Here is a 25240-nt window from a genome sequence, read left to right as displayed (position 1 = left end):
GCGCCCGATGTGGATTCCACGTAACGCCGACCTCGGGAGAACCCCTGTATCACCGGTGGTTCAAGTCAGCCAGTCCAGCGGCACGGCGTCTGCCATCGCCAGATAACCGGCTCGGTTGGGATGCACCCCATCGCCTGCACCGCCGACGGCACTATCGGGGATAAAGGCCGCCTGCATGCGGCCGGTGCGGGCGTCGAATGTCGCCGCATCAAAATCGGCCACAGCGTCGAACAGGCCGCCCTCGCGGATGAACGTATTCAATTCCCGTCGTTTGGCCTCTTGTGTGGGTGAACCGTGGTTGGCAATCGCCGCGCCCAGCACTGAGTGGTTGGTCGCACCTATGACTTTGACGCCGGGCAAGGCGGCGCGCAGGCGCGCCACCACCTCGGCCATGGTCTGCTGCACTTGCGCCACCGAGGCCTGGCCCATCTCGCTGAAGTCGTTTGTGCCTTCGGGCCAGATCACGCTGGTGACGCCGGACAGGCTCAGCACGTCGCGCTCCAGCCGTGCGGCCATGGACGGGCCGCCCGCAAAAGGCTCAGCCCGCACATCAGTTGCGGGGCCGGCGATGCGGTTGCCACCTATACCCGCGTTCAACACGGCTACACGGTTGCCGTGCTGCGCCTGCAGCCGGCGCGCCAGCACATCGGGCCACCGGTCAAAGCCGTTGAGTGTGGACGCCGAGCCATCGGTGATGGAGTCACCCATGGCCACCACCACGCGGGTATCGGCGGGCGCCATCACGTCAATCGCATCCAGAAAGAACCAGGACGTGGTGCTGAACGGAAAAGCCTGCTCATCTTCCAGATGCCCCGCCGCCCCCGCGCCAGGCGGCGTGAGGTACGAGGTACCCATGGCCTTGGCATGCCACGTCATAGGGCCGGACGTGCCGAGCACATGGAAGCTGACCGAGAGTTTGTGGGCGCGCAGCAGCGGACTGTCCGCATCATCTACCAAGGGCAAGCGCACGGGATCACTCCAAGCCCAGGCGCCAGGCGCCAGGGTGAACTCATCGCTGCCGCCAAAGGTGACTGGCTGGTTACTGCCTGGAATCAAGCCTGCAGAACTAGAAGGCATGCCTAAATGGAGTCCGCCGAAGCGCACGGCTTGGCTGCCAAAGGCATTCGTCAGCCGGATGCGCGCCAGCCGCCCCCAGATAGCCGGCTTGACGATGAGCCTGAAGCTCTGATCACGCGCGCCGCACGCCGGATCGGGAAAGGCAAAGTCCAGACAAGGTTGCGCGGTGGCGTTGCCACAGGGGTATGGCCCTTGGGCCGAGGCGCACCAGGTAGTGGCCCAGCGCTGCGCGCCAGCGGCCTGCACACCCGGTGGGTCGATATCGGTCTGGCTCACTCTAAAACAATCTTGCCCACTTCAATCACCTTCTTCCAGCGTGTGTACTCGGCCCGCTGGAAGGTGGCAAATTGCTCTGGCGTATTGCCCACCACCTCGAAACCGGCAGACACAAACTGCTGCCGAACCTTGGGATCGGCCAAGGCCTCAACCACCGCCGCCTGTATCTTCTGGCGCAACTCAGCGGGCAAACCACGCGGCCCGACCACGGCTTGCCAGGAGGTGACTTCGGCATCGCTGACACCGGCTTCGGCAAAGGTGGGGACATCAGGCAACACGGCGGAGCGTTTGTCGCTGGTGACGGCCAGCGCACGGAACTTGCCGCTGCGGATGAAAGGCAGGCCTTCGTTGATGTTCTGGAACGAAGCATCCACCTGCCCGGCCAGCAAGTCGTTGGCCGCGAGCGAACTGCCCTTGTACGGCACATGCAAGCCTTGTGTGCCCGTGCGCTGCCACAGCAACTCGGCGTTCAGGTGGCCACTGGAGCCGCTGCCGGCCGAAGCGAAACTCATCTTGCCGGGATGGGCTTTTTCGTAGGTGATCAGGTCGGCCAAGGTCTTGAAGGGTGAAGCCGCATTCACCACCAGCACGTTGGGCGTCTGCACGGCAACCGTGATGGGGTCGAAGTCCTTCAATGGGTCGTAGGGCAAGCCCTTCATCAGGTGCGGCACGATCACCAAGGGCCCGAGCGAGGTCACCATCAAGGTGTAGCCATCGGGCGCCGCCCGCTTCAGCATGGCCGCGCCTATGGTGCCGGTGGCGCCGGCACGGTTGTCCACCACAAAACTCTGGCCAGTCTTCTCGGTGAGCTTGATGCCGATGGCGCGGGCCACGGCGTCGGTGGAGCCCCCAGCCGGGAAAGGCACGATCAGCGTCACGGCCTTGGTCGGCCAATTTGACGGCTGGGACGGCTGGGCCAGAGCGGCGGGCGCCAGCGTCAGAGCCGACACGGCCAAAGCTGCGGCCGAGCACAGCCCCAAGAGTTTTTTCATGAATTTTGTCTCCTTGCGGATGTAGAAATAGCGCGGCGTTTAGGCGCCCATCTGGCACTTATGGTAGCGGTACCAAATGCCCATGGTAGCGGTACCAAAATCAACTGTCAACGAACTTCATGGCACGCACAAGCGCCGCAGGATCAGAACAGGGCTTAAGTGCTGGCGCGTTCGATGATGGAAAAACCGACGTCGATGGTGGACTGCAGCACCGCCTCACCCTCGGCGCGCGCGATCAGGAAACGCGCAGCATGCTCACCAATGGCCGCGCCGTTGATGTGCACCGAAGTCAGCGCGGGCTCCACATCGGCGACAAAGTCAAAGTCGCCGCAGCCGATGACGGCCAATTGCCGGGGCACCTCGATGCCGCGCGCCAGCGCTTCGGTCAACACCCCCAGCGCCAGCAGGTCAGAGCTGCAAAACACGGCGTCGGTCTCTGGCGCCTGTGCCAGCAGGCGGCCCAGCGCCTCACGGCCGCTTTTCAGCGTGCGCGAGGTCGCCACGTCCACCACCGCCATAGGCGCCAGGCCACGGCGCCGGGTGTTCTCGGCATAGGCCCCGGCCCGGCGTTGCGCACGTTCATCGTTGGCCGTGACCAGCCCCAGCTGCTGACGGCCACGGTCGGCAAAAAAGTTGGAGACGGACTGGCCTATGTCCACGTGTGAAAAGCCCACCAGCATGTCGATAGGCGTGGGCGTCAAATCCCAGGTCTCGACCACCGGAATGCCGGACGACAGCAGCTTGGCGCGCCCGCGCTCCGAATGCATGATGCCGGTGAGCAAAATGCCGTCGGGGCGGCGGCCTATGATGGATTCGAGCAGCGCCTCTTCACGCTCGGCCGAGTAGCCTGTCTGCCCCAACATCAACTGGTAGCCCGCCAGAAACAAGGCATCGGTCAAGGATTCAATGGTCTGCAAAAACGCCGACACCGCCACCGTGGGCACGATGGCCGCGATCAGCCGGTTGCGCGAAGAAGCCAGGCTACCGGCCATTAAATTGGGCACGTAGCCGGTGCGCTGCACCGCGTCGGCTACTTTGTCGCGCACTTCTTGCGAAACCTGGTGCGGCTGTTTGAGGGCCCGTGAGGCGGTGATAGGCGCCACACCGGCGAGTGCGGCCACATCGCGCAGCGTCACCGCGCCACTGCCGCGCCGCGTTCGTTTCACGGGCGCAGTCGTTGGTTTGCCAGCCGTCTTGGGCACGGCGCCACTCACTCGATAGGCGGTGTCGCGCTCAACACCTCTTCCAGCGTGGTCAAACCTTCAGCCACACGCAACACACCCGCCAAACGCAGTGGCCGCATGCCGTCCTTCACCGCCTGGCGGCGCAGGCCGTCGATGCTGGGCGACTGGTTCACCATTTGCTTGAAGGCTTCGTTCACGGTCAGCAGTTCGTAGATGCCCATGCGGCCCATGAAACCGGTCATGCGGCAGTCCACACAGCCCACGGCTTTGTAGGGTGTGTAGCCGCTGCGCCCTTCAGTGTTGATCTTCCAGGGGCGTATGACTTCGTTGAGTTGCTCTGCGCTCAAATCGGTATCGGGCGCACGGCACTGCTTGCACAAGGTGCGCACCAGGCGCTGGGCCAACACCCCCAGGATGGTGGCGTTGAGCAGGTAGGCGGGAATGCCCAGCTCCATCATGCGTGTCAGCGCCGAGGGTGCATCGTTGGTGTGCAGCGTGCTGAACACCAGGTGGCCGGTAAGCGCCGCCTGCACCGCCATCTCGGCCGTGGCCAGGTCGCGGATTTCGCCCACCATGAGGATGTCCGGGTCTTGCCGCATCAGCGCGCGCAGGCCTTCGGTGAAACCAAAATCAAGCTGCACCTGCACCTGGGTCTGGTTGAACGACGGCTCTATCATCTCGATCGGGTCTTCAATCGTGCTGACGTTGACCTCTTCGGTGGCCACGCGTTTCAGCGTGGAGTAAAGCGTGGTGGTTTTGCCCGAGCCCGTGGGCCCGGTCACCAGGATGATGCCGTGGGGCCGCGACACCAGCGACTCCCAGCGGCCGGCATCGTGCGGCGTAAAGCCCAGGCCGTCGAGGTCTTTCACGGTAGTGTCGGGGTCAAAAATCCGCATCACCATTTTTTCGCCAAAGGCGGTGGGCAGCGTGGACAAACGCATTTCCACTTCGTCGCCGCGTGGGTTGCGGGTTTTGATGCGCCCGTCCAGCGGGCGGCGCTTCTCCACCACGTCCATGCGGCCCAGCAGCTTGATGCGCGCAATCATGGCCGTCATTACCCCCATGGGCATCTGGTAGACCGGGTGCAGCACACCGTCGATACGGAAACGGATCACACCCTGCTCGCGCCGCGGCTCCAGATGGATGTCGCTGGCACGCTGGTTGAAGGCGTATTGCCACAACCAATCGACCACCTGCACCACGCCCTGGTCATTCGCATCGAGCTGTTTGCTGGTGCGGCCCAACTCCACCAATTGTTCGAAACTGGCGCTGCTGGCGCCGCCGGTTTTCTGCGCCGCCTTGACGGACTTGGCCAGCGCGTAAAACTCGGCCGTGTAGCGGTGGATCTCCAACGGGCTGGCGACCACACGGCGCACAGTGCGGCGCGATTGGCGCTCCACCTCGGAAATCCAATCCGTCAAAAACGGCTCACAGGTGGCGACCACGACTTCGGTGTTGGTGACCTGCACCGGCAACACCTTGTGGCGCTCGGCGTAGACCGCGCTCATGGTGTCGGACACCTTGCCCACCTCCACTTTCAGCGGGTCTATGCGCAGATAAGTCAGCCCGGCGTAACCCGCAAGCCACTGCGTCAGCATTTCAATGTCCAGCGGTTTGCCGTCGCTGGCACGGCGCATGGCCACACTGGCCAGGCGCACCAAGGCGGGTTGCGCACTTTCGGCCTGCGAGCAGCGCGCGGTGGTGCGCTGCACTTCTTCGGCGTCGATCACACCATCGGCGCCGAGCCACTGCACCAACACACGCCAATGCAGCGGGCCCACGTAATCGGTCTTCGCCAGCGGCTTCGCGGCAGGGGTGGAAGTGGCAGAGGTTTTAACACTCATGGCTGCACGGGTTTGAATACTTTCAACCACTTGGGCGCAGGCAGGCCCCAGCGGGTCTGGATGGCGGCAGCACGCTCGGCCAGCAAGGCCTTGTCGGGCCGGCTGGCGGTGCGCTGGGCCAGCACCACGGTATTGCCTTCACGCGTGGGCTTGAAGGCCCACACCGCATCGGCGCCAAACGCTGCCTTGATTTTTTCCAGGCTTTGCGGGTAGCTCGAATCCTCACCAAACAGGTTGACGGTCATGCAGCCCTCTTCGTTCAGCAGTTGGCGGCAGTCGGCGTAAAAGTCTGCGCTGTCCAGCACCGGGGCGGCGGCGTCCTGGTCATACAGGTCAACCTGCAAGCCATCGACCGTGCCAATCCATTCGGGGTCGCGCACATGCACGGCGGCGTCGCCAATGATGACCTTCAGACGCTCGTCGTCCGGCGGCAGCTTGAACCAGAAGCGGCAGGCCGAGACCACCTGCGGATTGATCTCTATCACCGTGGTGCACATGCGCAGCTTCTTGCGGCTGAACTTGGTGAGCGCGGCTGCGCCCAAACCCAGCTGCATGCAGTGGCGCTTGGCCACGCTGCTGGGCGGCACAAACAGCAGCCAGGCCATCATGCGCTGCACGTATTCCAGCTCGATTTCAAAGGGCGAGTTCAAAAGCATAGAACCCTGCACCCATTCGGTTCCCAGGTGCAGGGTGCGCACATCGCCATAGTCGGAGAAATTGACTTCGGGCAGAGGCTGGGCTTTGGCTTTAGGAAGGCGGGTCATCGACGAATGAATCTAGGAGGAAATTAAACCGTGTTGCAAAAATACGCTGCGCCAGGCTGCCAACTTGCGCTCGAACGACCAGGAAGCGTTGGCCGGGCTGGTGGACGGCAGCTTGTACACCGGTAGGCCAAAAGCCTGCAACTGGTGGGCATGGCGAAAACTCTCGGCGCCATTGTGCGCCACGGCAGACAGTCCAGTGCAACGCTGGCGTAAAGCTGCGAAATCGTTGACCACCGGGTTGCGGATCTTCGCGTCCAGACTGCCCTCGCGCTCGCAACTGGCGTACACATCCCACACACCCACACCCTGGGCCAGCAGCCAGGCGGTCTTGAAGGCGTAGCTGGCGCTGCGCACCTGCTCCACATCGGCCTGAAACAGCGTCGCCAAAATACGCCAGAACTGGTTTTGCGGGTGCGCGTAATACTGCTGCGCCGCCAGAGAGGCCGCGCCCGGAAAGCTGCCCAGCACCACGAGCTGTGTGTTGGGCGCCACCAACGCGGGCAGGCCCTCAAGACGCTCGCCCACGGTCATCGCTGCAGCAGCCCGGGCAATTTGGGCAAGGCGGCCATGGCATTGCGGCTGGTGGCGGTGGCCACGTCTTCGACCGGCAAACCACGCAGTTCCGCCAACACCTCGCCAATGCGCGGAATTTCGTCCGGCGAGTTGATGCCCTGGAGCTTGCCCTCGGCACGCTCGGCGGCGGTGGTGTAGAGCCAATGCGGCGGGATGTCCGGCGCGTCGGTCTCCAGCACGATGGCCTCCAGCGGCAACTCGGCCGCCAGGCGGCGCAACTGGCGCGCGGGCTCAAAGGTCATGGCGCCGCCAAAACCGAGCTTGAAGCCCAGGTCGAGAAACGCCTGGGCCTGCTGCAGGCTGCCGTTGAACGCATGGGCAATGCCGTGCCAGGCCTGGCCTGATGCAGCCCCGGCCAACGGGCGAACCTGCCGCAAGTATTTCAGCAGTTGGTCCGCACTGCGGCGTACATGCAGGATCACCGGCAGGCCGTGGCGGCGCGCCAGCTTCAGTTGTTCGCGGTAAAAGTAATGCTGGCGCTCCAGCATGGCGGGCTCGGTCAACGCGGGCACAAACAGGTCAAGGCCGATCTCGCCTATCGCCACCAAACGCGGATCGTCACGCCAGCGGGTCAGTGCGGCATCCAACTGCACCAGATCGGACTCCTGCGCACGCGGCACATACAGCGGATGTATGCCCAGTGCGTAGGCGTCGCCGGTACTGTGGGCCAGTTGACGCACGGTATCGAAGTTGGCCATCTCTACCGCCGGAATCACGCACATCGCTACATCTTTGGTAGCAGCCTGCGCACGCAGGGTGCGCGCTAGCGCATGATTTTCGCCAAATTCTGGCGCATCGAGATGGCAGTGTGTATCGATCCACATGGGGCTGCACTGTACAGGCTGCGCGGCACACTTCAGCGCCGCCACGTGGTTGGCACAACGAATACATGCAGGCAGATGCAAAGCGTGTTAATGTGAAGTCGAGCGCGGTGTTCAGACTTGCCCTGAGCACCCCTTCTGCAACCAAGCAATCACAGGTGATCGGATGCGCAGGCCAGCCCTCTACAGCCCCTCCAGCCGCCCCGCGCCCAGCACGGCAGCGGCTCCTGAAACCGGCACGGCGGCTGCAAAGCCTTTGGCGCGAGCGGCGTCCCCCGACGCAGCGGCCAGCGCCGCATCCCCCCTCCCACCCGAACCAAGCGCACCCGCGACGCGCCGCGCCCGAGTGCAACGCTGGCTGGCCCAACGGCAAATGCAGCTGATGTGGCTCAGCATGCTGCTGCTCGGCTGTGCCCTGATCGCCAGCCTGAGTTTCCAGATGCGCCCCGGTGCGCGCCCCCTGACCCAAAAACAGATCGATGCGGCGGTGCTGCACACCCTCGACACCCAGGTGCTGCCGTCGGCGGCGGCCAAGGCGGCGGAAGCCATCCGTCCTGCCGTGGTGCGCGTGAATGGCTACGTGAAGGGGAAAAACGGCAAAACCGATGTGGAGTACGGCGTGGGCACGGGCGTGGTGATTGTCGACAAAGGCATCATCCTCACCAACCTGCACGTGGTGCAGGGTTCGCAGCGCATCAAGGTCACGTTTTTCGATGGCATGGAATCCGATGCCTACATCACCGGCCTGCAACCCGAAAACGACTTGGCGGTGTTGCAAGCCAAACGTATTCCAGACGACATGATTGCCGCCACCATGCGCTCCACGGGCGACCTGGCGCCTGGTGATCAGGTGGTGGCCGTGGGCTTTCCGTTCGGCATAGGGCCCTCGGTTTCAGCGGGTGTGATCTCGGGTTTGAAACGCAGCTTCCGTTCGCCTGAAGGCAAGCAGGAGATGAACAACCTGATCCAGTTTGATGCCGCAGCCAATCCCGGCAACTCTGGTGGGCCCTTGGTCACCATGGACGGCGAGGTGGTGGGCATCGTCACCGCCATCCTGAATCCGACACAACAGCGCACCTTCATCGGTATCGGATTTGCCGTACCGATCGAGAGCGCCGCATCGGCCGTGGGCCTGCACCCGTTTTGATTCCCTGACGCTTTATCTCTGAGACCAAAGGAAGCCCTATGACATCGAACACCAGCACAGACCACAGCGACACCGCCCAACTGATGGAGCAGATACTCTATGAAGTCAAACGCGTGGTGGTGGGACAGGACCGCTTTCTGGAGCGCGTGATGGTGGCCATGCTGGCGCAGGGCCACTTGCTGGTGGAAGGTGTGCCGGGTCTGGCCAAGACCCTGACCGTGAAGACCCTGGCCAACACCATACAGGGTGAGTTCAAGCGCATTCAGTTCACCCCCGATCTGGTGCCGGCCGACCTGGTGGGCACCCGCATCTACAACCAGAAGACCGGTGATTTCAGCACCTCGCTAGGGCCCGTGTTCACCAATCTGCTGCTGGCCGACGAAATCAACCGCGCGCCCGCCAAGGTGCAGAGTGCGCTGCTGGAAGTGATGCAGGAGCGCCAGGTGACGATTGCCGGTGAAACACACAAAGTGCCCTCGCCCTTTTTGGTGATGGCCACGCAAAACCCGATCGAGACCGAAGGCACCTACCCGCTGCCCGAAGCCCAGGTCGACCGCTTCATGATGAAGGTGCTGGTGGACTACCCCAGCGACGAAGAAGAATTCGTCATCGTGCAACGCGTGACCGGCGCACCGGTGCAGGTGCAGCCCGTGGCCACCACCGCCCAACTGGCGGCCCTGCAAGCCGAGTGCCGCCGCGTCTACGTCGACCCCTCGCTGATGCAATACGCCGTGCGGCTGGTGTCGGCCACGCGCCGGCCCGACGAGCATGGTCTCAAAGACATCACCCGCTTCATCACCTACGGCGCCAGTCCGCGCGCCACCATCAACCTGGTGGAAGGTGCACGCGCCCTGGCCATGTTGCGTGGCCGCAGCTACGCACTGCCAGAAGACTTGAGTGATGTGGCGCTGGACGTGCTGCGCCACCGTTTGTCGCTCACCTACGAAGCGCTGTCCGAAGGTCTGACCGCCGACGCCTTGGTGGGCAAGATCATGGCCAAAATCCCCGCCCCAGCCAAGCCACTGGAACATGAAAAACTTGCCGCCTGAAGATTCTGCCCCCCGACTCGGCGCTACGCGTCCGTCGGCCCCCCCCGTGGGGGAGGCGCGGCCTGCTTGGGGCGGCGCGGCGCTGGCCGCAGCCGATTCTGAATCGGCCGAGGTGCTGCTGCGCCGCCTGCAGTGGACGGTGATCCGCCGCCTGGACGGCTTGCTGCAGGGCGACTACCGCACACTGATGCGCGGCGTGGGCATGGACCTGGCCGATCTGCGCGAATACCAGCACCACGACGATGTGCGCCACATCGACTGGAACGTCACCGCGCGCCAGCAAATCCCGCATGTGCGGGTGTTCACCGAAGACCGCGAAATGGCCGCCTGGTTTCTGCTCGACCTGAGCCCCTCGGTGGACTTCGGCTCGGGCGACCGCTTCAAGCGCGAAGTCGCCGCCTCGTTTGTGGCGGTGCTGGCGCAATTGATCACCCGCCACGGCAACCGCGTGGGTGCGATGTTGTATGGCTCGGGCGTGGATAGCGTGCTGCCCCCACGCAATGGACGCGGCCACGTGCTGCACCTGCTCAAGTCCATGCGCGAGCGGCCCGAGGGAAAGAGCAGCGGCTCCATCACGCGGCTGCAGGATTTGCTGGCGGCCGCGGGCAATGTGGTGCGGCGGCGCTCCACCGTGTTTGTGGTGTCCGACTTCATCAGCGAGCCGGGCTGGGAAAAGCCCTTGGGCCAACTGGCGCAGCGCCATGAAGTGGTGGCCGTGCGCCTGCTCGACCCGCTGGAGCTGGAACTGCCCGACCTTGGCTTGGTGCCCATCATGGACGCGGAAACCGGCCAGCAGTTGCTGGTCGACACCTCCGACGCCGGTTTCCGCCGCCGCTTCGCACGTATTGCCGCACAACGCGAGGCCGACCTGCGCGAAGCGCTGGGCCAGGCGGGTGTGGACACGCTGGAACTGTCCACCGACGGCGACCTGGTATCGGCCGTGATGCGTTTCACCGACCTGCGCCGCCAGCGCAGCCGTGTGTTGGCGGGCGCCGCAGGTGTCACCCCCATGAGCCAGCGCCGAGCACAAGCGGCTTGATGAACAGCCAGCATAGGGAGAACAATGATGGCCGACCTAGGACAATACCTGAACAAGCTGATCCACCAGATTCCGGTGAACTTCTTGTGGCCGCAGTTTCTGTGGATGCTGCTGGCCTTGCCGTTGCTGATCCTGCTCTACGTGTGGCTGCTGCGGCGCAAGAAGAAAACCGCCTTGCGCTACGCCAGTCTGTCCATCGTGCGCGACGCCATGGGCCGCAGCCAAAGTGTGAGGCGGCACATTCCGCCGGCGCTGTTTCTGCTGGCCATTGCGGCCATGTTGATCGCCACGGCGCGCCCCATGGCCGTGGTCACCCTGCCCTCGCAGCAAGAAACCATCATTCTGGCCATGGACGTGTCGGGCAGCATGCGCGCCACCGATGTGCAACCGAATCGGCTGGTCGCCGCACAAAACGCGGCCAAGGCTTTTATTGCCGATCTGCCACGTTCGGTGCGCGTGGGCATTGTGGCGTTTGCCGGCTCGGCCCAGGTGGTGCAGCCCCCCACCTTGAGCCGTGAAGATCTGGTGGCGGCCATCGACCGCTTTCAATTGCAGCGCGCCACCGCCATTGGCAGTGCGATTGTGGTGTCGGTGGCCGAGCTGTTTCCCAACGCTGGCATAGACCTGGCCAGCATGACCTATGGCCGCGAGAAACCACGCGGCGAAGCGCTGGACCCTACAGGCCAGAACAAGGAGAAAGAAGCGGCCAAACCTTTTGTGCCGGTGGCGCCCGGCTCATATTCGTCGGCAGCCATCATCTTGCTGACCGATGGCCAACGCACCACGGGTGTTGACACCCTGGAAGCCGCCAAGCTCGCCGCCGACCGCGGCGTGCGTGTCTACACCGTGGGCATAGGCACGGTAGACGGCGAAACCATAGGTTTCGAGGGCTGGTCCATGCGTGTGCGTTTGGACGAGGAAACCCTCAAGGCCGTCGCCACCCGCACCCAAGGTGAGTACTTCTACGCCGGCACCGCAGAAAACCTCAAAACCGTCTACCAGACCCTGAGCTCACGCCTCACGGTCGAAAAGAAGGAAACCGAAGTCTCGGCCCTGCTCGCCATGCTGGCAGCCGCCCTGTCCATACTCTCCGCCGGCCTATCCCTGCTCTGGTTCAACCGCATCCTGTAGAGCTCCCCGCACCGCAAACGCCTCTGCCCCGTAGAGAACATCGCAGAACTGGCTGCGCCAGGCTGCAGATGTTGCCCTCTGCAAGGGGGTTGGCGTATCGACACGCAGTGCGCGAAGACCGGGGGGCAGCCTATATGTTGTGATGCCGGCCGCGCAAACCCAGATTGTCGGTGTCGTGCCAGGCGGGAACCAGGTGGTCGTGGTAGCGGCGCTCGTCGCCCCTGGCGGTTTGTTGGTATTCCTTGTCCTCGAGAAAGCGGCTGGCCTCATCCAGGTCGCCAAAGGTGCTGCCGGCCATCAAGGCGCTGGTGAACTTGCGCCAGGCCAGATCGGGTTGATGAACGCTGAAGACGTAGCGGTGGTATTCGCCGCCGTTGCTGCCCCGCACGGCCATCACTTTCATGCGCGAGTTTTCTTCCGACCCCAGGCGAATGCTCACATCGGCCCAAACATTCAGCGGCACAGCCACTTTGGCGCGCGCCTGAAAACCAATCTCCGACAGTTCCACCAAATCCAGCTTGACGCGCAGCTCACGTCCATTCACCACCACACGCAAACCGGCGCGCACCTTGAGGGTAAAGCGTCGATGCTGCCGCAACGGCATCTGCGCGCGTGACGCGCTCGACACAAACGGCAGCACATCCTTGTACACCGGCAGGTCGTAGATCGCGTCCAGCTTGACCTTTTCGCGTTCGGTCATCTTGCTGAACACCTGGGTGCGCTGGTTGAAAAAGTAGTCCAGCATGGCCGGTGTCATCACCGGGTGGTTGGTGGTGTAGTAGCGGCGCTTGGGCAACTGGATGTTTTTGATCTGCGCCCGCACAAAGTAGTGGTACAGGTTTTTACTCGGCGTTTTGCCGCCGTACAGATGGCGCAGGCGGCGGGGCACGGCCAGCAGATCAATCGCCGCCGCTACGGCCGGCGCACCGTTGACAAAATCGTACTTCTCCACGACAGGTGCGGGCAAACGCTCAAACAGCAGCAAGGCTTCGTACAAGTCGATCTGCTTGGGATTCACCGCAATCACCACGTGGTGGGTATCGAAGCACGAGGTGCAGTACTCGTACATGAACTTCATCAAGGGAAACAACACCGCGCCGCCACTCTGGCGAAACTGGGGGTGCACCGCCAGCGCAGAGACCTCGGCAATCTTGCCCTTGCGTTGCTTGACGGACTCGAGGTTGAACACGGCTTGCATGGGAAAACCAAAGGCACTCTGCCGGATCAGGCTGATGGTGCCCACCACCTGGCCGTCGTACAACGCACAAAGCGTGGTGGTGGTGGGCAGCGCGTGGTAGAGGGTGACACGCAGGCCCGAGGGGTCGGGCAGCATGTAGCCGCTGCCCACATAGGCATCGTGCAGCAGGCGGAAGCAGGCTTCCAGCTCGTCGCGTGTCTGCGCGATTTTCAGTACCAGGCGGGGGTCGGGCTTGAGATCACAGCGCACAAAGGAACGCAGTACGCGAAACCGCACAGCCTTGGGCAAGGCGGACACGGCCCGGCGCACGGTCTGGTGAAGCCACGCTTTGGCGGGTTTCGCACGTGCCTTGTTCATCGCAGCTCCCCAAGCCGTGCATTTTGTCGGCGTGTCTCAGGCATCAAGGCTTCCCCCCTACTCTCGGTATCTTGAATGGCCATCCAGCACCAGGCCTGGGGTCAACCAAGAGGGTGACGGAGAAGACGCCAGGGCCCGGGCGCGGACAGGGTGTCGATTGTCAGTTGCAAAAATGCATCCCTGACGACAGCCATGTGACAGGGTGAAACCGATGGTTTGGTCGCTGGCGCGGTCAACCCTGACGGTTGCGGCGCAGCCAGTACCGAAAGCCGACAACGCCGCCGCCTATCAACAATACAGTTAGCAACAGAATAACCAAGGTGGTGGAGCTTGGCCGGCGCATGGCTTCGACGATCTGATCGACAAACAGCGCCATGATCACCGTGCCGGGAGTCATGCCCAGGGCTGTGCCGAGCAGCATGTCGCGCAGGCTGATGCGCGTGGCCCCGGCGACCATGTTGATGATGGCAAACGGTGCCACCGGCACCACACGCACGGCGATCACCGCCCACAAACCCTGCTGCGCCAGGCGCTGGCTGACCGCGTTCACGCGCGGCCCGCCGAGCCGCTCCACCACCTCGCGCCCCAACGCCCGCCCCACACCATAGCTGGCACCGGCACCTATCATGGCCCCGGCCAAGGTGCACAGCGTGCCCTGCACCGGCCCCAGGGCCACCAGCGTGACCACGGTCAAGAAACTCAAGGGCACGGCCAGCGTCACCGCCAGCGCAAACACCGCAATACCGGCGCCAAGGCCATACTGCGCGCCCAAGGCGCGCAGGCGCTGCACAATCGTGTCCAGGTCCAGCCAGTCCCGCAGTGGCGACCAGCTCCAGGCGCTCGCCAGTCCCACCAGCAGCAACAAAACGGCCACAAACAAGCAAAGGCGCATACGCCCGACTGCCGGGGTGCTTTGTTTTTTCATGCGTTGCTGCTGCCGAATTCGCGGCTCAGGGCGCGGGCCAGTTCGTGCACGTTACCGGCTTCAAAAATCGAGCCATGCAGACCCGGAATCTGCTGCTCGGCCAAACCAGCGGGCACCACGCGCCGCCACGGATGGAACAACCAGCGGGCCCAGCTCGACAAACCCGAGGACTTGATGAGCAGCGCCGAGCCCTCATACGGCGTAGGCCGGTAACCATTCAAAGCCATCACCTGACTGACCAGGCCGGGGTCGTTGAACATGGCGCCCAGACGTCGGCCGTTCATGCTGAGTTCCTGCACATGCAGGCGCCGCACCAGCCAGCCCGACAGCCGCCAGAACCCGGTGCCGCCAACCATGGACACCGGATAGGTGGTGTCGATCAACACCAGGCCGCGCACCGGGATGCCGCGCTCCTTCAACACCCGAGCAGCCTCAAGTGCGGCCACGCCGCCGACGGAAAACCCGGCGATATATCCGGGCTCGCGGCCCACCGACTGGATGCAATCCGCATACTGGTTGGCCAGGTCATCGATGCGCCCCAGGCCGCCGTCAAATGGCGGCTGCAACATGTACAGGTCGCAGGCATTGCCCAAAGCGCGCGCCAGATTCTGGAAACGCAGCAAATCGCCATGACCGGACGCCGCCAGGAAAAACGGCACGCGCCCCGAATTGGCACCCAGGTTGACCATCATGCCGGGTGGCCCGGCGTTGCTGGTCAGGGCCTTGGCCAGGCGCTCTATGGTCGGGTGTTCGGTGATCAGATACAGCGGCACCTTGCGGCCCAGCAGTTTCTCTATGCCGGTGAGCAGGGTCACGGCGGACAGTGAATCGCCGCCGAGGTCGAAGAAGTTGTCGTCCACACTCAGAGACTCGGCGCCCAGGGCCTCTTCCCAAAGCTTGAGCAGTTCGGGCTCATAACGCCGACTGGGCGCGCGCGCCAAACCGGTTCGGCTGTGCTGGCCTGGATCGGGCAAGGCATCGTATTGAATCTTGCCCACCAGGCTGGTGGGCAATAAGGGCAACACCGTGATACCCGCCGGCACCATGTAGTCCGGCAGACGCACACGCAGCGCACGCTGCAGCGACTCTGGCGTTTGTGCATCGGCCATGGCCACCCAGGCATGGATGGCGGGTTTGCCGTTGCGCTGCACCAGTTGCGCCGCGGCTTGCAACACACCCGGCACGGCCGACAAGGCAGACTCAATCTCGCCCAGTTCCACCCGGTAGCCGCGCAATTTCACCTGACGGTCAAGGCGCCCCATGAAATGCAGATTGCCGTCGCTACCCAGCCAGCCGCGGTCACCGGTGCGGTACATGCGCCGGCCGGGGCGGTAGGGGTCGGGCAAGAACACTTCCGCGTCGAGTTCGGGCCGCTTCAGGTAACCCCGCGCAATGGCTTCACCGCCAATGAAAATCTCGCCCACCGCGCCCATGGGCATGGCGCGCAAGCTGTCGTCGAGCACGTAGATACGCGTGTCGTCTATAGGGCGGCCAATCGGCAACGCCACATCCGAGCGGTGGTTTTCACATTCCCAGGCGGTCGCAAAGATGGCGGTCTCGGTCGGCCCATAGACGTTGTACAGGCGTGCACCGGTTTCCTGCAGAAAACGTGTCGCCAGCTCGGGGGACAAGACCTCACCACCACAACAGGCCACACGCAGCTTCAGGCCAGGCCTATGACCTGCGGTGTCGAGAAAGCGGCTCATGGTCGAGGGCACAAAGGCCATGATGGTGACGCCATGGTTCTCGGCAAAGTCGGCCACCGATTCGGGCAGCAGCCGCCCCGGCGGCGGCAAGGCAACACTGGCGCCGTGGATCAGCGGCAGCAGCAACTCGATCAGCGATGGATCAAAGGTGATTTGTGTTGCCTGCGCCGAACGATCGCGCCAGTCCACGGCATAGGCGCGCGACAACCAACCCAGTCGTCGCGCCAAGGTGGCATGTTCAATCATCACACCCTTGGGGCGCCCGGTGGAGCCGGAGGTGAACAACACATAGGCCAGGTCGGCCGCCCCGGGCGTGGGCAAGGGCTGTGGTGCATCGGCCTCAGGCTCGGCCAACAAGGCCTGCCAGTCCACCGCCATGCAGCTCTTGTGCAACGCGGCGAACGGCTCGGCCGTGGGGGCGTCCAGCAGCAGCGCCAGCGCCTCGGCCTCTTCCAGTATGCTGGCCAGGCGCGCCACCGGCGCCTGCGGATCTAGCGGCAAAAATGCCGCACCGGCTTTGGCGATGGCCATCACGGCTACCACCATCGCGGCCGAGCGCTCCAGCGCCATGGCCACCACACGGTCCGGCCCGGCACCCAGGGCTCGCAGGCGCCGCGCCAGGCGCGTGGCGGCCACATCCAGTGCGCCATAGTCCATGCGGCCGCCATCCCAGACCAAGGCCACCGATTCAGGCCGCAGTGCGGCATGCCGCTCAAACAAGCTGATGAACGGCGTGGCCACGGCGTGCCGGGCCACGTCTTTGTGCAGGCCGTCGATCAACACCCAGGTCTCTTCTGGGGGCAGCAGCTCAGCCTCTTCGATCAGCGTTTGTGGTGCGCGCAGCGCCAGGCTCACCAGGTGCCAGATGCGGCGCCCCAGCAGGTCGACCTCACCATCGGAGAAACAAGCCGAACTGGCCTCCAATGCCAGTTCCACGTCTTCGTCCTCGTGGAACTCGCACACCGTGATGCCCAGCGGAAAGCGTGAGCGGCCGGAAAACAACTGGCACGAATCGGTAAGGGCTGCGCCCCCAAAATGCACAGCGTAATCTTGCCGCTCGAACGACAGCAGCACGTCAAACAAGGCATCGCGCCGGTTGCGCGCCAACTCCAGCGTGCGGCCCATTTCGCTCAGCGGGTAACGCGGGTGGCGCAGCGCTGCCCGCACCGAGGCGCCGACGCGCTGCAGCAGCGTCGCTATGCTCATGCCTGGCTCGACACGCACCCGCGTCGGGATCACACTCACAAACATGCCCAACGTGTCGGTGTAACGCCGTCCGCCACGGTTCAGGCTGGGCACGCCCACCACAATATCGTCACGCCCACTGACGCGCGAGAAATACAACACCAGCGCCGCCAGAAAGTAATTGAACGCCGTGCTGCCGCCCTGCGCAGCCTGCGCCAACAACTGGTTGTACGCGGCGCGCGGCACGCGGTAGGTTGCCAGTTGCGCCAGGGGCAGCTCGCGCTGCTGTGTTTCGGCGTAGCGGCGTTCAATCAGAGGCGGTGGCAAGGCCGGCAACTGGGTCTGCCAGTAGCTGGCATCGCGGCTGAAAGCGGGCGAGTCGCGGTAGTGGTTCGACTCCTCAATAAACTGTACATAAGCGGGGCTGCGCAAAGGCTCGGGCTCAAGGCCTGCGAGCATGGCGTTGTAGATGTCACTCCAGCGCCGCATCACCTGGGTGGTGCCCCAGCCGTCCATGATCAGGTGGTGAAACTGAATGCTGAGGCCATGCAGCTCATCACCACCGCGCAGCAAGATAAAACGCCAAGGCGGCGTGTTGTCAAACAAGAACGGTTCGGCTATTTTGCGCTGCCACCAGGTCCGCATGGCGGCGCGCGGATCGGCCTCCGCGCTCAAGTCCACGGTGCTGAGGTTGAGCACCGGTTTTCCCAGCAGACGCTGGCTGCCATCGGCTTGCGGCACCAGGCGTAACGCGTCGTTCTCCTGCACCAGGCGCGCCAACGACGCGTGGAACAAGGGCAACTGCAGCGGCCCCACCAGAAACGCACCGCCGCCAATGTTCAGGTGCACACTTCCCGACCAGGTCAACTGGTCAAGCCAGACCTCGCGCTGGCTTAGCGACAGCTGAAGCTCTGCATCTGCCTCGGGCATGGGGCCGGCCCGCCTTACAGATCCAGGCTTTTCCATTTAGCCATCATCTCCAGGGCATAACGATAACCAACCTCGGCAATCTCCGGGGCGCGGCGATAAGCCATCAAGGAAAACTCCGACACCGGCGGCTCCAGGTAATGGTCCGACTGCGCAACCGTGTTGGCCCGCTGGTTCAAGCCGCCCACATGGCCGGCCTGGTAGAGGATCTGGCCAATGCCGGGCGTGCTCTGGCCCTGTTTGGAAAAATAGCCGCGCAAAGTGCTGCGCACCGAAAGCCGGCTCAGCGAGGGGTCGACACTCATCTCTTCACGCGCATCCACATCGATTGCGATGATGGTGCCATTGCCGCGGCGCTTTTCCAGCGGTGTGCCCAGACGCATACGCATGGCCTCCACCGGAACGTTTTCCAGAATGGCGCCATCGACCAAGAGGTCGCCCTGGTGCAACACCGGCGGGAACAAGCCGGCGGGCGAATTGCTGGCCAGCACCGCGCGCCACAACGGGCCGGTTTCCTGCACCGTGGTGCTGCCCTTGGTGAGATTGCAGGCGGCAGCGAAGTATGGGCGCCACAAGGCATCAACTTCCGTGGCGCCGAACATCGCACGCAAATCGCGCTGCACGCGCCGACCGGACACCAGCGAGATCAACGGCAGCGTCAAGCGCTCACCGCCCGCGGCAAAACGCTGGGTTTGCTCGCGGATCTCGTCCAGGCTCAGGTCGCAGGCGTATTGCGCGCCTATCAGCGCGCCCATGCTGTTGCCGCCAATCAGGTCGATCGGAATATTGGCCTCGTGCAGCGCACGCAGCACGCCCAGATGCGCAAAGCCGCGCGCCCCGCCGCCACCCAGCACCACCCCAACGGCGGCACCACGCAGAAACCGGCCGAGTCGACCGTAGTCTGCGGCATTCTGGCGGCGCACCGGGTACACCCGCTCCAGCTCGCGGCCCTTGCGCCAAAGCCCTATGGACTGCGGTCGGTAGGTTTGCGTGGGGTACAGCACCACCAGATGTTTGCGCTTCATGGCAAAGCCCGGCTCGCTCACCAGTTGCTGCTCCAGCGGACCCGGTTCACGCGAGGCATCGGCGGCCGCCACAAAAATCACCTGGTCGGCCTGGCGAAAGGCACGCCGTGTCCATGCGGTGGGAAGCGGGTCGGCTTCATAGACCAGGAAGTCGAAGTCTTCTTCGAGTTCATCGAAACGGTCGTGGCTGTGCTCGGCATCCGCCTGGCGCGCCTGGCGCTCGTGTTCACCCGAGGGTGTGAGATGGTGTACCCGCCCCTGTTTGGCGAGCGCTTCGACCAAGCCACGGGCCAGTTCGTCCGCACCGGCGCCTTCGTGCAAAGGCACAACCACAAACGACTGTGCCTGCTGCTTATGCACCACCTGGGCGGTGTGGCGCAAGTGGTCAAAAATGGCTTGTGAAAAAACCCGGTTCAGCTCCAGCGGGTGGCGCAGCACCAGGGCTTCAAAGTCCACGCGGTTGAGCACTGCCACCGCCGAATCACGCACGGCGATCACATCCGCCGTACGGGGTTGGCGCAGGATCAAACCGACTTCACCCACACTCTCGCCGACGCGCACTTCGTTGTACAGCAGCAGTGTGCCGTCGGCCATGCGGCGTGATGCACGCAAGCGCCCGCTGACCACAAAAAACATGCTGTCGGCGGTATCACCCTCGCGCACCACCGGGCTGCCACCACTGACCTCTTGTAGTTCCAGCACCCCGGCCAAGTCTTGCAGCAGGCGGTCGTCCAGGTTGCCGAACACGCGGCTATCCCGCAGGACTTGCAGAACTCGAGCCCGAAACTTCGTCTTTCCGACCATTGGAACCCTCTTTTCAGAAGAACTCAGCGACCGTGTGTGCAGCGCCCATTGTGGTGTGTGGGGCAGGCATTCTAGGGTCATCACCTGACCAAAACTCAAGTGGATTACAACAGTTTATGCGCGCCCATCCAACGCGAACACAGGATTTGTCTACACGACGTGACTGATCAACAACATTGATCTGAACGTATTCAAGTGCCAATTGGCCGTGTCAAACGGAGCCACCTGCAGATTGCGGCATCAATTGAAGCCAGGCCAGGATTTCCACGGCATAAAACCATGCAGCCGCGTTGACCGCGCGGCGGCAAGGCAGGCCATTCAGCCTGTGAACTGTCCCAGGTTCAGGCGCATGCTGCGGCCGCACCGGGCCGCCAGGCTTTCATCGTGGGTCACCATCACAAAGGCTGTGCCATGGTCGCGCGCCAGCTTCAACATCAGCTCGAACACCGCGTCGGCGGTGTTGCGGTCGAGGTTGCCTGTGGGTTCATCGGCCAGCACACAGGCCGGTTGGGTGACCAGGGCACGCGCAATCGCCACACGCTGGCGCTCGCCACCCGAAAGTTCGGCCGGACGGTGGTGAACACGGTCGGTCAGGCCCACCGCAGCCAAGGCCTGCTGCGCCTGCTGCGCCGCGGCTTCGGGTGTCATGCGCCGAATCCACAGCGGCATGGCGACGTTGTCGAGCGCACTGAACTCGGGCAGCAGGTGATGGAACTGGTAGACAAAACCCAGGTGCTGGTTGCGCATGGCCCCTTGCGCGGCCGGGCTCAAAGTGGCCAGCGCCTGCCCTTTCAGCGTGACACTGCCACTGGTCGGTGCATCCAGCCCGCCCAGCAAATGCAGCAAGGTGCTTTTGCCGGAACCCGAGGCGCCAACAATCGCCAGCGTCTCACCGGCATGCACCTGCAGATCTATGCCCTTGAGCACCGTCACATCCAAACGGCCTTCGGTGAACCGCTTGGTCAGGCCCTGAGCCTGCAGAACCACTTCGGACGCTTCAGTCATGCATTGCTCCCTCGTGGTGAACACCGCGGAACCGGCTCTGCGGGGCCGCTGGTGTTGCCCCCTGCAAGGGGGTTGGCGCAGCGACACACAGTGCGCGAAGACTGGGGGTGTTCAGCAAGTTACTCATAGCGGAGAGCCTCAGCGGGGTTCACGCGGCTCGCGCGCCAACTGGGGTAAATGGTGGCCAGGAAAGCCAACACCAAAGAGATGATGGCGATGGGCATGATGTCGGCCTGCTGCGGGTCGCTGGGCATACGGCTGATCAAATAAACGTCGCGCGGCAAGAAGCTGGCCTGGAACAGGCGCTCCAGCGCCGGCACGATCACGTCGATGTTGTAGGCAATGCCCAGGCCCAAGGCCAGACCGGCAAGTGTGCCTATCACCCCGACCATGGCGCCCTGCACCATGAAGATGCCCATGATGCTGCGCGGGCTGGCGCCCAGCGTGCGCAGGATGGCGATGTCGGCACGTTTGTCGGTCACGGTCATCACCAGGGTGCTCACCAGGTTGAACGCGGCCACGGCCACGATCAGCGTGAGGATGATGAACATCATGCGTTTCTCCAGCTGCACGGCCGAGAACCAGGTGCGGTTCTGCCGCGTCCAGTCGCGGATCAGCAGCTTGCCGCTGAGTGTGTGCACCAGTTCATCGGCGACCTCGCGCGCCTGGTGCAGGTCCTTCAGGCGCAGGCGCACGCCGGTCGGGCCTTCGAGGCGGAAGATGCGTGCGGCATCGTCCATGTGCACCATCACCAGCGCCGAGTCGTATTCGTAGTGGCCGGAATCAAACGTGCCGACCACGGTCATCTGCTTCAGGCGCGGCACCACACCCGCCGGCGTGACCTGGCCGCTGGGCGCGATCAGCGTCACGGTATCGCCCTCGCGCACCCCCATGCTGCGTGCCAGTTCAATGCCCAGCACCACACCAAAGCCACCCGGCACCAGGCGCTTGATGCCCTGGTTTTTTTCAGCGGCGGCGACGTCGGTGACTTGCGGCTCCAGCGCCGGGTCTATGCCGCGCACGATGGTGCCCTTCATGTCGTCGCCACGCGCCAGCAAGGCCTGGGTGGCAATGAATGGGGCCGCGCCCACCACGGCCGGGTTTTGCCTGGCTTCTTGTATGGTTTGGTTCACATCGGGCATGGCTTCGCCATTGGGCGCAAAAATCTCGATGTGCGAGACCACGCTGAGCATGCGATCGCGCACTTCTTTCTGGAAGCCATTCATCACGCTGAGCACAATGATCAGCGCCGCCACGCCAAGCGCGATGCCGAGCATGGAAACACCGGAAATAAACGAGATGAAGCCATTGCGCCGGGTGGCGCGACCGGCGCGGGTATAGCGCCAGCCAACTAGCAGTTCGTAGGGAATGAGCATTGGCCTTGAAGAAATGTGGGGGCAAAAACTGCCCGCGTCAGGCAGAGATTGTGGCATCCCGGACAATGCCCCCCTTATGTCTCCCAATATGTTGATCCCGGCGGATCCGTCGCACCTGCTCATTCCCTACGCCAGCCTGTATCTGCAGCCCGAAGCGGCTGCCATGGACTGGAGCCGTTTGCAGTTACCCAACCTCGCCTGGCTGCTTGCCCGGCTGCAAGCCGGCCCAGCCGATGTGGGCAGCGAAGAAAGCCTGTCCCCGCCGCACGAACGCGCGCTGGCCCAGGCCATGGGGCTGCCGCCCGCTGGCGACGGCCTGATCCCCTGGGCGGCGCTGCAAGCAGCCCAACTCGGCGGGGCCGACGCGACACCGGGCCAGGGCTGGGCCCTGATCACGCCCTGTCATTGGCAACTGGCCACATCCCACGTGGCCATGGAAGACCCGGAGCAACTGCAGCTCAGCGAGGACGAGTCACGCGCGCTGCTGGCCGCAATGCAGCCCTACTTTGCAGAGGACGGACTGGCCTTGTATTACCTGGCGCCCGGCACCTGGCTGGCACAGGGTGAGGTGTTCCGCGACCTGCCCACCGCCGCGCTCGACCGCGTGGCCGCACGCCGGGTGGACGACTGGCTGCCGCGCAGCGCCGGTGCACGCGCGCTGCGCCGTCTGCAGAACGAGATGCAAATGCTGCTCTACACCCACGCGGTGAACGACGCCCGCACGCAGCAGCGCCAGCGGCCGGTCAACTCGTTCTGGATCAGCGGCAGCGGCGCCCTGGCCAGCAGCGTCGCACCAACGGCCATGCCCACCGTGCCGCGCGCCCTGGCCTCAGCCGCACGCAGCGGCCACACCGGCACCTGGATGGACGCATGGCAACAGCTTGACGCCAGCGCCTGCGCCGCATTGCGCGAACGCATGCTCACGGGTGCCGCCGTGCGACTCACCCTGTGCGGCGAACGCAGCGCCCAAAGCTACCATTCAGGCGCCATCGGCCTGCGCCAGAAGATCAAGAATATTTTTAGCCCCCCGAGCATATCCAGCGCGCTAGAGCAGCTATGAAAATTACAGTAAGAGAAATTCCACCCCGCGCGGCCTGGGCGTTGGAGCAGGCGGGTGTGCACCCCTTGCTGGCGCAGTTGTATGCCGCACGCGGTGTGTTGGCCCATGATGAGTTGGACGATGCACTCGGCCGCCTGTTGTTGCCCAGCGCACTCAAGGGCGCGCAGGCGGCCGCCACCCTGCTGGCCGACAGCATTGCCGCCAAGCGCCGCATCTGCATCGTGGCCGACTACGACTGCGATGGCGCCACGGCCTGCGCCGTGGGTGTGCGCGGCCTGCGCCTGCTGGGTGCGCCAGACGTAGCCTACCTGGTGCCGGACCGCGTGGTCGACGGCTACGGCCTGACCCCGCCCATCGCCCAACGTGTCAAAGACAGCGGAGCCGACCTGCTGCTCACCGTGGACAACGGCATTGCCAGCGTCGAAGGTGTGGCCAAGGCACAGGCACTGGGCCTGCAGGTGCTGGTGACCGACCACCACTTGCCCGGCGCGGTATTGCCGCAGGCCGAGGTCATCGTCAACCCCAACCAGCCCGGTTGTGATTTCCCCAGCAAATCGATTGCCGGTGTGGGCGTGATGTTCTACGTGCTGCTGGCCCTGCGTGCCGAGCTGCGGGCACGCAATGCCTTCACCGCCGCCCAGCAGCCCAAACTGGATGCCCTTTTGCCACTGGTGGCCCTGGGTACGGTGGCCGACGTGGTCAAGCTCGATGCCAACAACCGGCGCCTCGTCGCCCAAGGCCTGCGCCGCATACGCGCCGGCGCGCTGCCCGCGGGCATGGCGGCCTTGTTCACGGCCGCCGGACGGCGCGCCGCCAGCGCCACCACCTTCGACTTTGGCTTTGCGCTGGGCCCGCGCATCAACGCCGCCGGCCGCCTGGCCGACATGACGCTGGGCATCGAATGCCTGCTGACCGACGATGCCGGCCGCGCCGCCGAACTCGCCGGCATGCTCGATGGCATCAACCGCGAACGCCGCGAGATCGAAGGCGGCATGCGCGAACAAGCCATGTTGATCGCCGAATCCCTGTTTGAAGAAGGCGACGAGCCACCGCCGGCGATTTGTGTCTTCGACCCCGACTTCCACGAAGGTGTGGTCGGCATCGTCGCCTCGCGCCTCAAGGACAAGCTGCACCGCCCGACGTTCGTGTTCGCGTCTTCACAGGCACCGGGCAAGGAGCACGAACTCAAGGGCTCGGGCCGTTCCATCCCCGGCTTTCACCTGCGCGATGCACTCGACCTGGTGGCCAAGCGCCACCCCGGTGTGTTGCTGCGTTTTGGTGGCCACGCCATGGCGGCGGGCTGCACCATAAACGAAGAGCAGTTTGAAGTGTTTGAAGAAGCGTTGGCGCAGGTGGCACAAGAGTGGCTGGATGCCGCCACGCTGACCCGCCGCCTGGCCACGGACGGCCCGCTGAACCCCGAATACCGGCGCATCGACCTGGTCGACACGCTGCACCACGAAGTCTGGGGCCAGGGTTTTGCGCCGCCGGTGTTCAGCGAGGAGATTGAAGTGGTGTCACAACGCCTGGTGGGAGAAAAACACCTGGCGCTGAAACTCAAGCACCAGGGCCAGCCGGTCGACGGCATGTGGTTTGGCCACACCGAAATGTTGCCGCCACGCGTAAGGCTGGCCTTCAGGCTGGATGCCGACGAATGGCAGGGCCAGCGCCGCGTGCGTTTTCTGGTGGAAGGTATGGAGGGGCCTTGAGCCCGCGCCGGGCAGCCGACCCCGGTTCGCCCCAGCAGCCTTTGCGCCGGTTTTGACCGGGCAGCT

19 protein-coding genes are annotated in these 25240 nt (G+C 64.1%); 6 read left to right on the top strand and 13 right to left on the bottom strand.

Annotated elements, in window-relative coordinates; genetic code table 11:
* Positions 1-60: 60 nt before the first annotated feature.
* The 7 genes from ACFQ95_RS02145 to ACFQ95_RS02115 form a co-directional block, all read right to left on the bottom strand.
* On the bottom strand, positions 61-1353 hold the full coding sequence (locus ACFQ95_RS02145; RefSeq protein WP_422829141.1) for a GDSL-type esterase/lipase family protein: 1293 nt from the start codon (positions 1351-1353) through the stop codon (positions 61-63).
* Entirely contained in the window at positions 1350-2345 is a 996-nt protein-coding gene (locus ACFQ95_RS02140; protein ID WP_422829140.1) for a Bug family tripartite tricarboxylate transporter substrate binding protein, read from the bottom strand. Before ACFQ95_RS02140 ends, ACFQ95_RS02145 begins: the two co-directional genes overlap by 4 nt.
* A 155-nt stretch (positions 2346-2500) precedes the next feature.
* Positions 2501-3511 (bottom strand): LacI family DNA-binding transcriptional regulator, encoded by a 1011-nt coding sequence (locus ACFQ95_RS02135; protein WP_422829139.1) that lies wholly within the window; start codon positions 3509-3511, stop codon positions 2501-2503.
* Between the two features lie 44 nt (positions 3512-3555).
* Positions 3556-5373, bottom strand: coding sequence for a GspE/PulE family protein (locus tag ACFQ95_RS02130; protein WP_422829138.1), 1818 nt, complete (start codon positions 5371-5373; stop codon positions 3556-3558).
* Positions 5370-6137: a spermidine synthase gene (locus ACFQ95_RS02125; protein ID WP_422829137.1), complete on the bottom strand. Its 768-nt coding sequence runs from the start codon at positions 6135-6137 to the stop codon at positions 5370-5372. The genes ACFQ95_RS02130 and ACFQ95_RS02125 overlap by 4 nt, the downstream gene beginning before the upstream one ends.
* A 12-nt stretch (positions 6138-6149) precedes the next feature.
* Positions 6150-6668 (bottom strand): DNA-deoxyinosine glycosylase, encoded by a 519-nt coding sequence (locus ACFQ95_RS02120; protein WP_422829136.1) that lies wholly within the window; start codon positions 6666-6668, stop codon positions 6150-6152.
* Positions 6665-7534, bottom strand: coding sequence for a TatD family hydrolase (locus tag ACFQ95_RS02115; protein WP_422829135.1), 870 nt, complete (start codon positions 7532-7534; stop codon positions 6665-6667). Before ACFQ95_RS02115 ends, ACFQ95_RS02120 begins: the two co-directional genes overlap by 4 nt.
* A 163-nt stretch (positions 7535-7697) precedes the next feature.
* Between ACFQ95_RS02115 and ACFQ95_RS02110 the strand changes: the two genes are divergently transcribed.
* The 4 genes from ACFQ95_RS02110 (at position 7698) to ACFQ95_RS02095 (ending at position 11897) form a co-directional block, all read left to right on the top strand.
* Positions 7698-8678 (top strand): S1C family serine protease, encoded by a 981-nt coding sequence (locus tag ACFQ95_RS02110; RefSeq protein ID WP_422829134.1) that lies wholly within the window; start codon positions 7698-7700, stop codon positions 8676-8678.
* A 38-nt stretch (positions 8679-8716) separates the two neighbouring features.
* Positions 8717-9727, top strand: coding sequence for an AAA family ATPase (locus ACFQ95_RS02105; RefSeq protein ID WP_422829133.1), 1011 nt, complete (start codon positions 8717-8719; stop codon positions 9725-9727).
* Complete coding sequence (locus ACFQ95_RS02100; protein WP_422829132.1) at positions 9708-10766, top strand: DUF58 domain-containing protein; 1059 nt, start codon at positions 9708-9710, stop codon at positions 10764-10766. The genes ACFQ95_RS02105 and ACFQ95_RS02100 overlap by 20 nt, the downstream gene beginning before the upstream one ends.
* 75 nt (positions 10767-10841) lie before the next feature.
* Positions 10842-11897 (top strand): VWA domain-containing protein, encoded by a 1056-nt coding sequence (locus tag ACFQ95_RS02095; RefSeq protein WP_422829229.1) that lies wholly within the window; start codon positions 10842-10844, stop codon positions 11895-11897.
* Between the two features lie 130 nt (positions 11898-12027).
* Here the strand turns inward: ACFQ95_RS02095 and ACFQ95_RS02090 are convergent, their stop codons facing one another.
* The 6 genes from ACFQ95_RS02090 to ACFQ95_RS02065 all read right to left on the bottom strand — a co-directional run bounded on the left by ACFQ95_RS02090 (position 12028) and on the right by ACFQ95_RS02065 (position 22405).
* Entirely contained in the window at positions 12028-13452 is a 1425-nt protein-coding gene (locus tag ACFQ95_RS02090; protein WP_422829131.1) for a GNAT family N-acetyltransferase, read from the bottom strand.
* A 232-nt stretch (positions 13453-13684) separates the two neighbouring features.
* Positions 13685-14377: a TVP38/TMEM64 family protein gene (locus ACFQ95_RS02085; protein WP_422829130.1), complete on the bottom strand. Its 693-nt coding sequence runs from the start codon at positions 14375-14377 to the stop codon at positions 13685-13687.
* Positions 14374-18198 carry a non-ribosomal peptide synthetase gene (locus ACFQ95_RS02080; protein WP_422829129.1) on the bottom strand — a complete coding sequence of 1275 codons (3825 nt, stop codon included), beginning with the start codon at positions 18196-18198 and terminating at the stop codon, positions 14374-14376. The genes ACFQ95_RS02085 and ACFQ95_RS02080 overlap by 4 nt, the downstream gene beginning before the upstream one ends.
* Positions 18199-18212: 14 nt before the next feature.
* Positions 18213-19967: a patatin-like phospholipase family protein gene (locus ACFQ95_RS02075; RefSeq protein ID WP_422829128.1), complete on the bottom strand. Its 1755-nt coding sequence runs from the start codon at positions 19965-19967 to the stop codon at positions 18213-18215.
* Between the two features lie 375 nt (positions 19968-20342).
* The gene (gene lolD, locus ACFQ95_RS02070; RefSeq protein ID WP_422829127.1) at positions 20343-21029 is read right to left on the bottom strand and encodes a lipoprotein-releasing ABC transporter ATP-binding protein LolD; all 687 of its coding nucleotides are present in this window, start codon (positions 21027-21029) and stop codon (positions 20343-20345) included.
* Positions 21030-21148: 119 nt separating this feature from the next.
* Positions 21149-22405, bottom strand: a complete 1257-nt coding sequence (locus ACFQ95_RS02065) for a lipoprotein-releasing ABC transporter permease subunit (RefSeq protein WP_422829126.1) — start codon at positions 22403-22405, stop codon at positions 21149-21151.
* Between the two features lie 76 nt (positions 22406-22481).
* On the opposite strand from ACFQ95_RS02065, the gene ACFQ95_RS02060 reads away from it, so the two are divergent.
* Positions 22482-23465: a phosphoglycerate mutase gene (locus ACFQ95_RS02060; RefSeq protein WP_422829125.1), complete on the top strand. Its 984-nt coding sequence runs from the start codon at positions 22482-22484 to the stop codon at positions 23463-23465.
* Positions 23462-25174: a single-stranded-DNA-specific exonuclease RecJ gene (recJ, locus tag ACFQ95_RS02055; RefSeq protein WP_422829124.1), complete on the top strand. Its 1713-nt coding sequence runs from the start codon at positions 23462-23464 to the stop codon at positions 25172-25174. The genes ACFQ95_RS02060 and recJ overlap by 4 nt, the downstream gene beginning before the upstream one ends.
* The last annotated feature ends 66 nt before the right edge of the window (positions 25175-25240 follow it).

The sequence above is a fragment of the Variovorax sp. HJSM1_2 genome, assembly GCF_049316285.1.
GTDB lineage: Bacteria > Pseudomonadota > Gammaproteobacteria > Burkholderiales > Burkholderiaceae_C > Rhodoferax_B.
This window is presented reverse-complemented; position numbering and strand designations above follow the sequence as displayed.

Excerpts from the sequence above, each read along its gene's own strand:
- ACFQ95_RS02140 (WP_422829140.1), bottom strand. The coding sequence starts at position 2,345 with ATGAAAAAACTCTTGGGGCTGTGCTCGGCCGCAGCTTTGGCCGTGTCG.
- ACFQ95_RS02115 (WP_422829135.1), bottom strand. The coding sequence starts at position 7,534 with ATGTGGATCGATACACACTGCCATCTCGATGCGCCAGAATTTGGCGAA.
- ACFQ95_RS02120 (WP_422829136.1), bottom strand. The coding sequence starts at position 6,668 with ATGACCGTGGGCGAGCGTCTTGAGGGCCTGCCCGCGTTGGTGGCGCCC.
- ACFQ95_RS02110 (WP_422829134.1), top strand. The coding sequence starts at position 7,698 with ATGCGCAGGCCAGCCCTCTACAGCCCCTCCAGCCGCCCCGCGCCCAGC.
- ACFQ95_RS02080 (WP_422829129.1), bottom strand. The coding sequence starts at position 18,198 with ATGCCCGAGGCAGATGCAGAGCTTCAGCTGTCGCTAAGCCAGCGCGAG.
- ACFQ95_RS02060 (WP_422829125.1), top strand. The coding sequence starts at position 22,482 with ATGTCTCCCAATATGTTGATCCCGGCGGATCCGTCGCACCTGCTCATT.
- recJ (WP_422829124.1), top strand. The coding sequence starts at position 23,462 with ATGAAAATTACAGTAAGAGAAATTCCACCCCGCGCGGCCTGGGCGTTG.
- ACFQ95_RS02100 (WP_422829132.1), top strand. The coding sequence starts at position 9,708 with ATGAAAAACTTGCCGCCTGAAGATTCTGCCCCCCGACTCGGCGCTACG.
- ACFQ95_RS02090 (WP_422829131.1), bottom strand. The coding sequence starts at position 13,452 with ATGAACAAGGCACGTGCGAAACCCGCCAAAGCGTGGCTTCACCAGACC.
- lolD (WP_422829127.1), bottom strand. The coding sequence starts at position 21,029 with ATGACTGAAGCGTCCGAAGTGGTTCTGCAGGCTCAGGGCCTGACCAAG.
- ACFQ95_RS02125 (WP_422829137.1), bottom strand. The coding sequence starts at position 6,137 with ATGACCCGCCTTCCTAAAGCCAAAGCCCAGCCTCTGCCCGAAGTCAAT.
- ACFQ95_RS02085 (WP_422829130.1), bottom strand. The coding sequence starts at position 14,377 with ATGAAAAAACAAAGCACCCCGGCAGTCGGGCGTATGCGCCTTTGCTTG.
- ACFQ95_RS02065 (WP_422829126.1), bottom strand. The coding sequence starts at position 22,405 with ATGCTCATTCCCTACGAACTGCTAGTTGGCTGGCGCTATACCCGCGCC.
- ACFQ95_RS02130 (WP_422829138.1), bottom strand. The coding sequence starts at position 5,373 with ATGAGTGTTAAAACCTCTGCCACTTCCACCCCTGCCGCGAAGCCGCTG.
- ACFQ95_RS02105 (WP_422829133.1), top strand. The coding sequence starts at position 8,717 with ATGACATCGAACACCAGCACAGACCACAGCGACACCGCCCAACTGATG.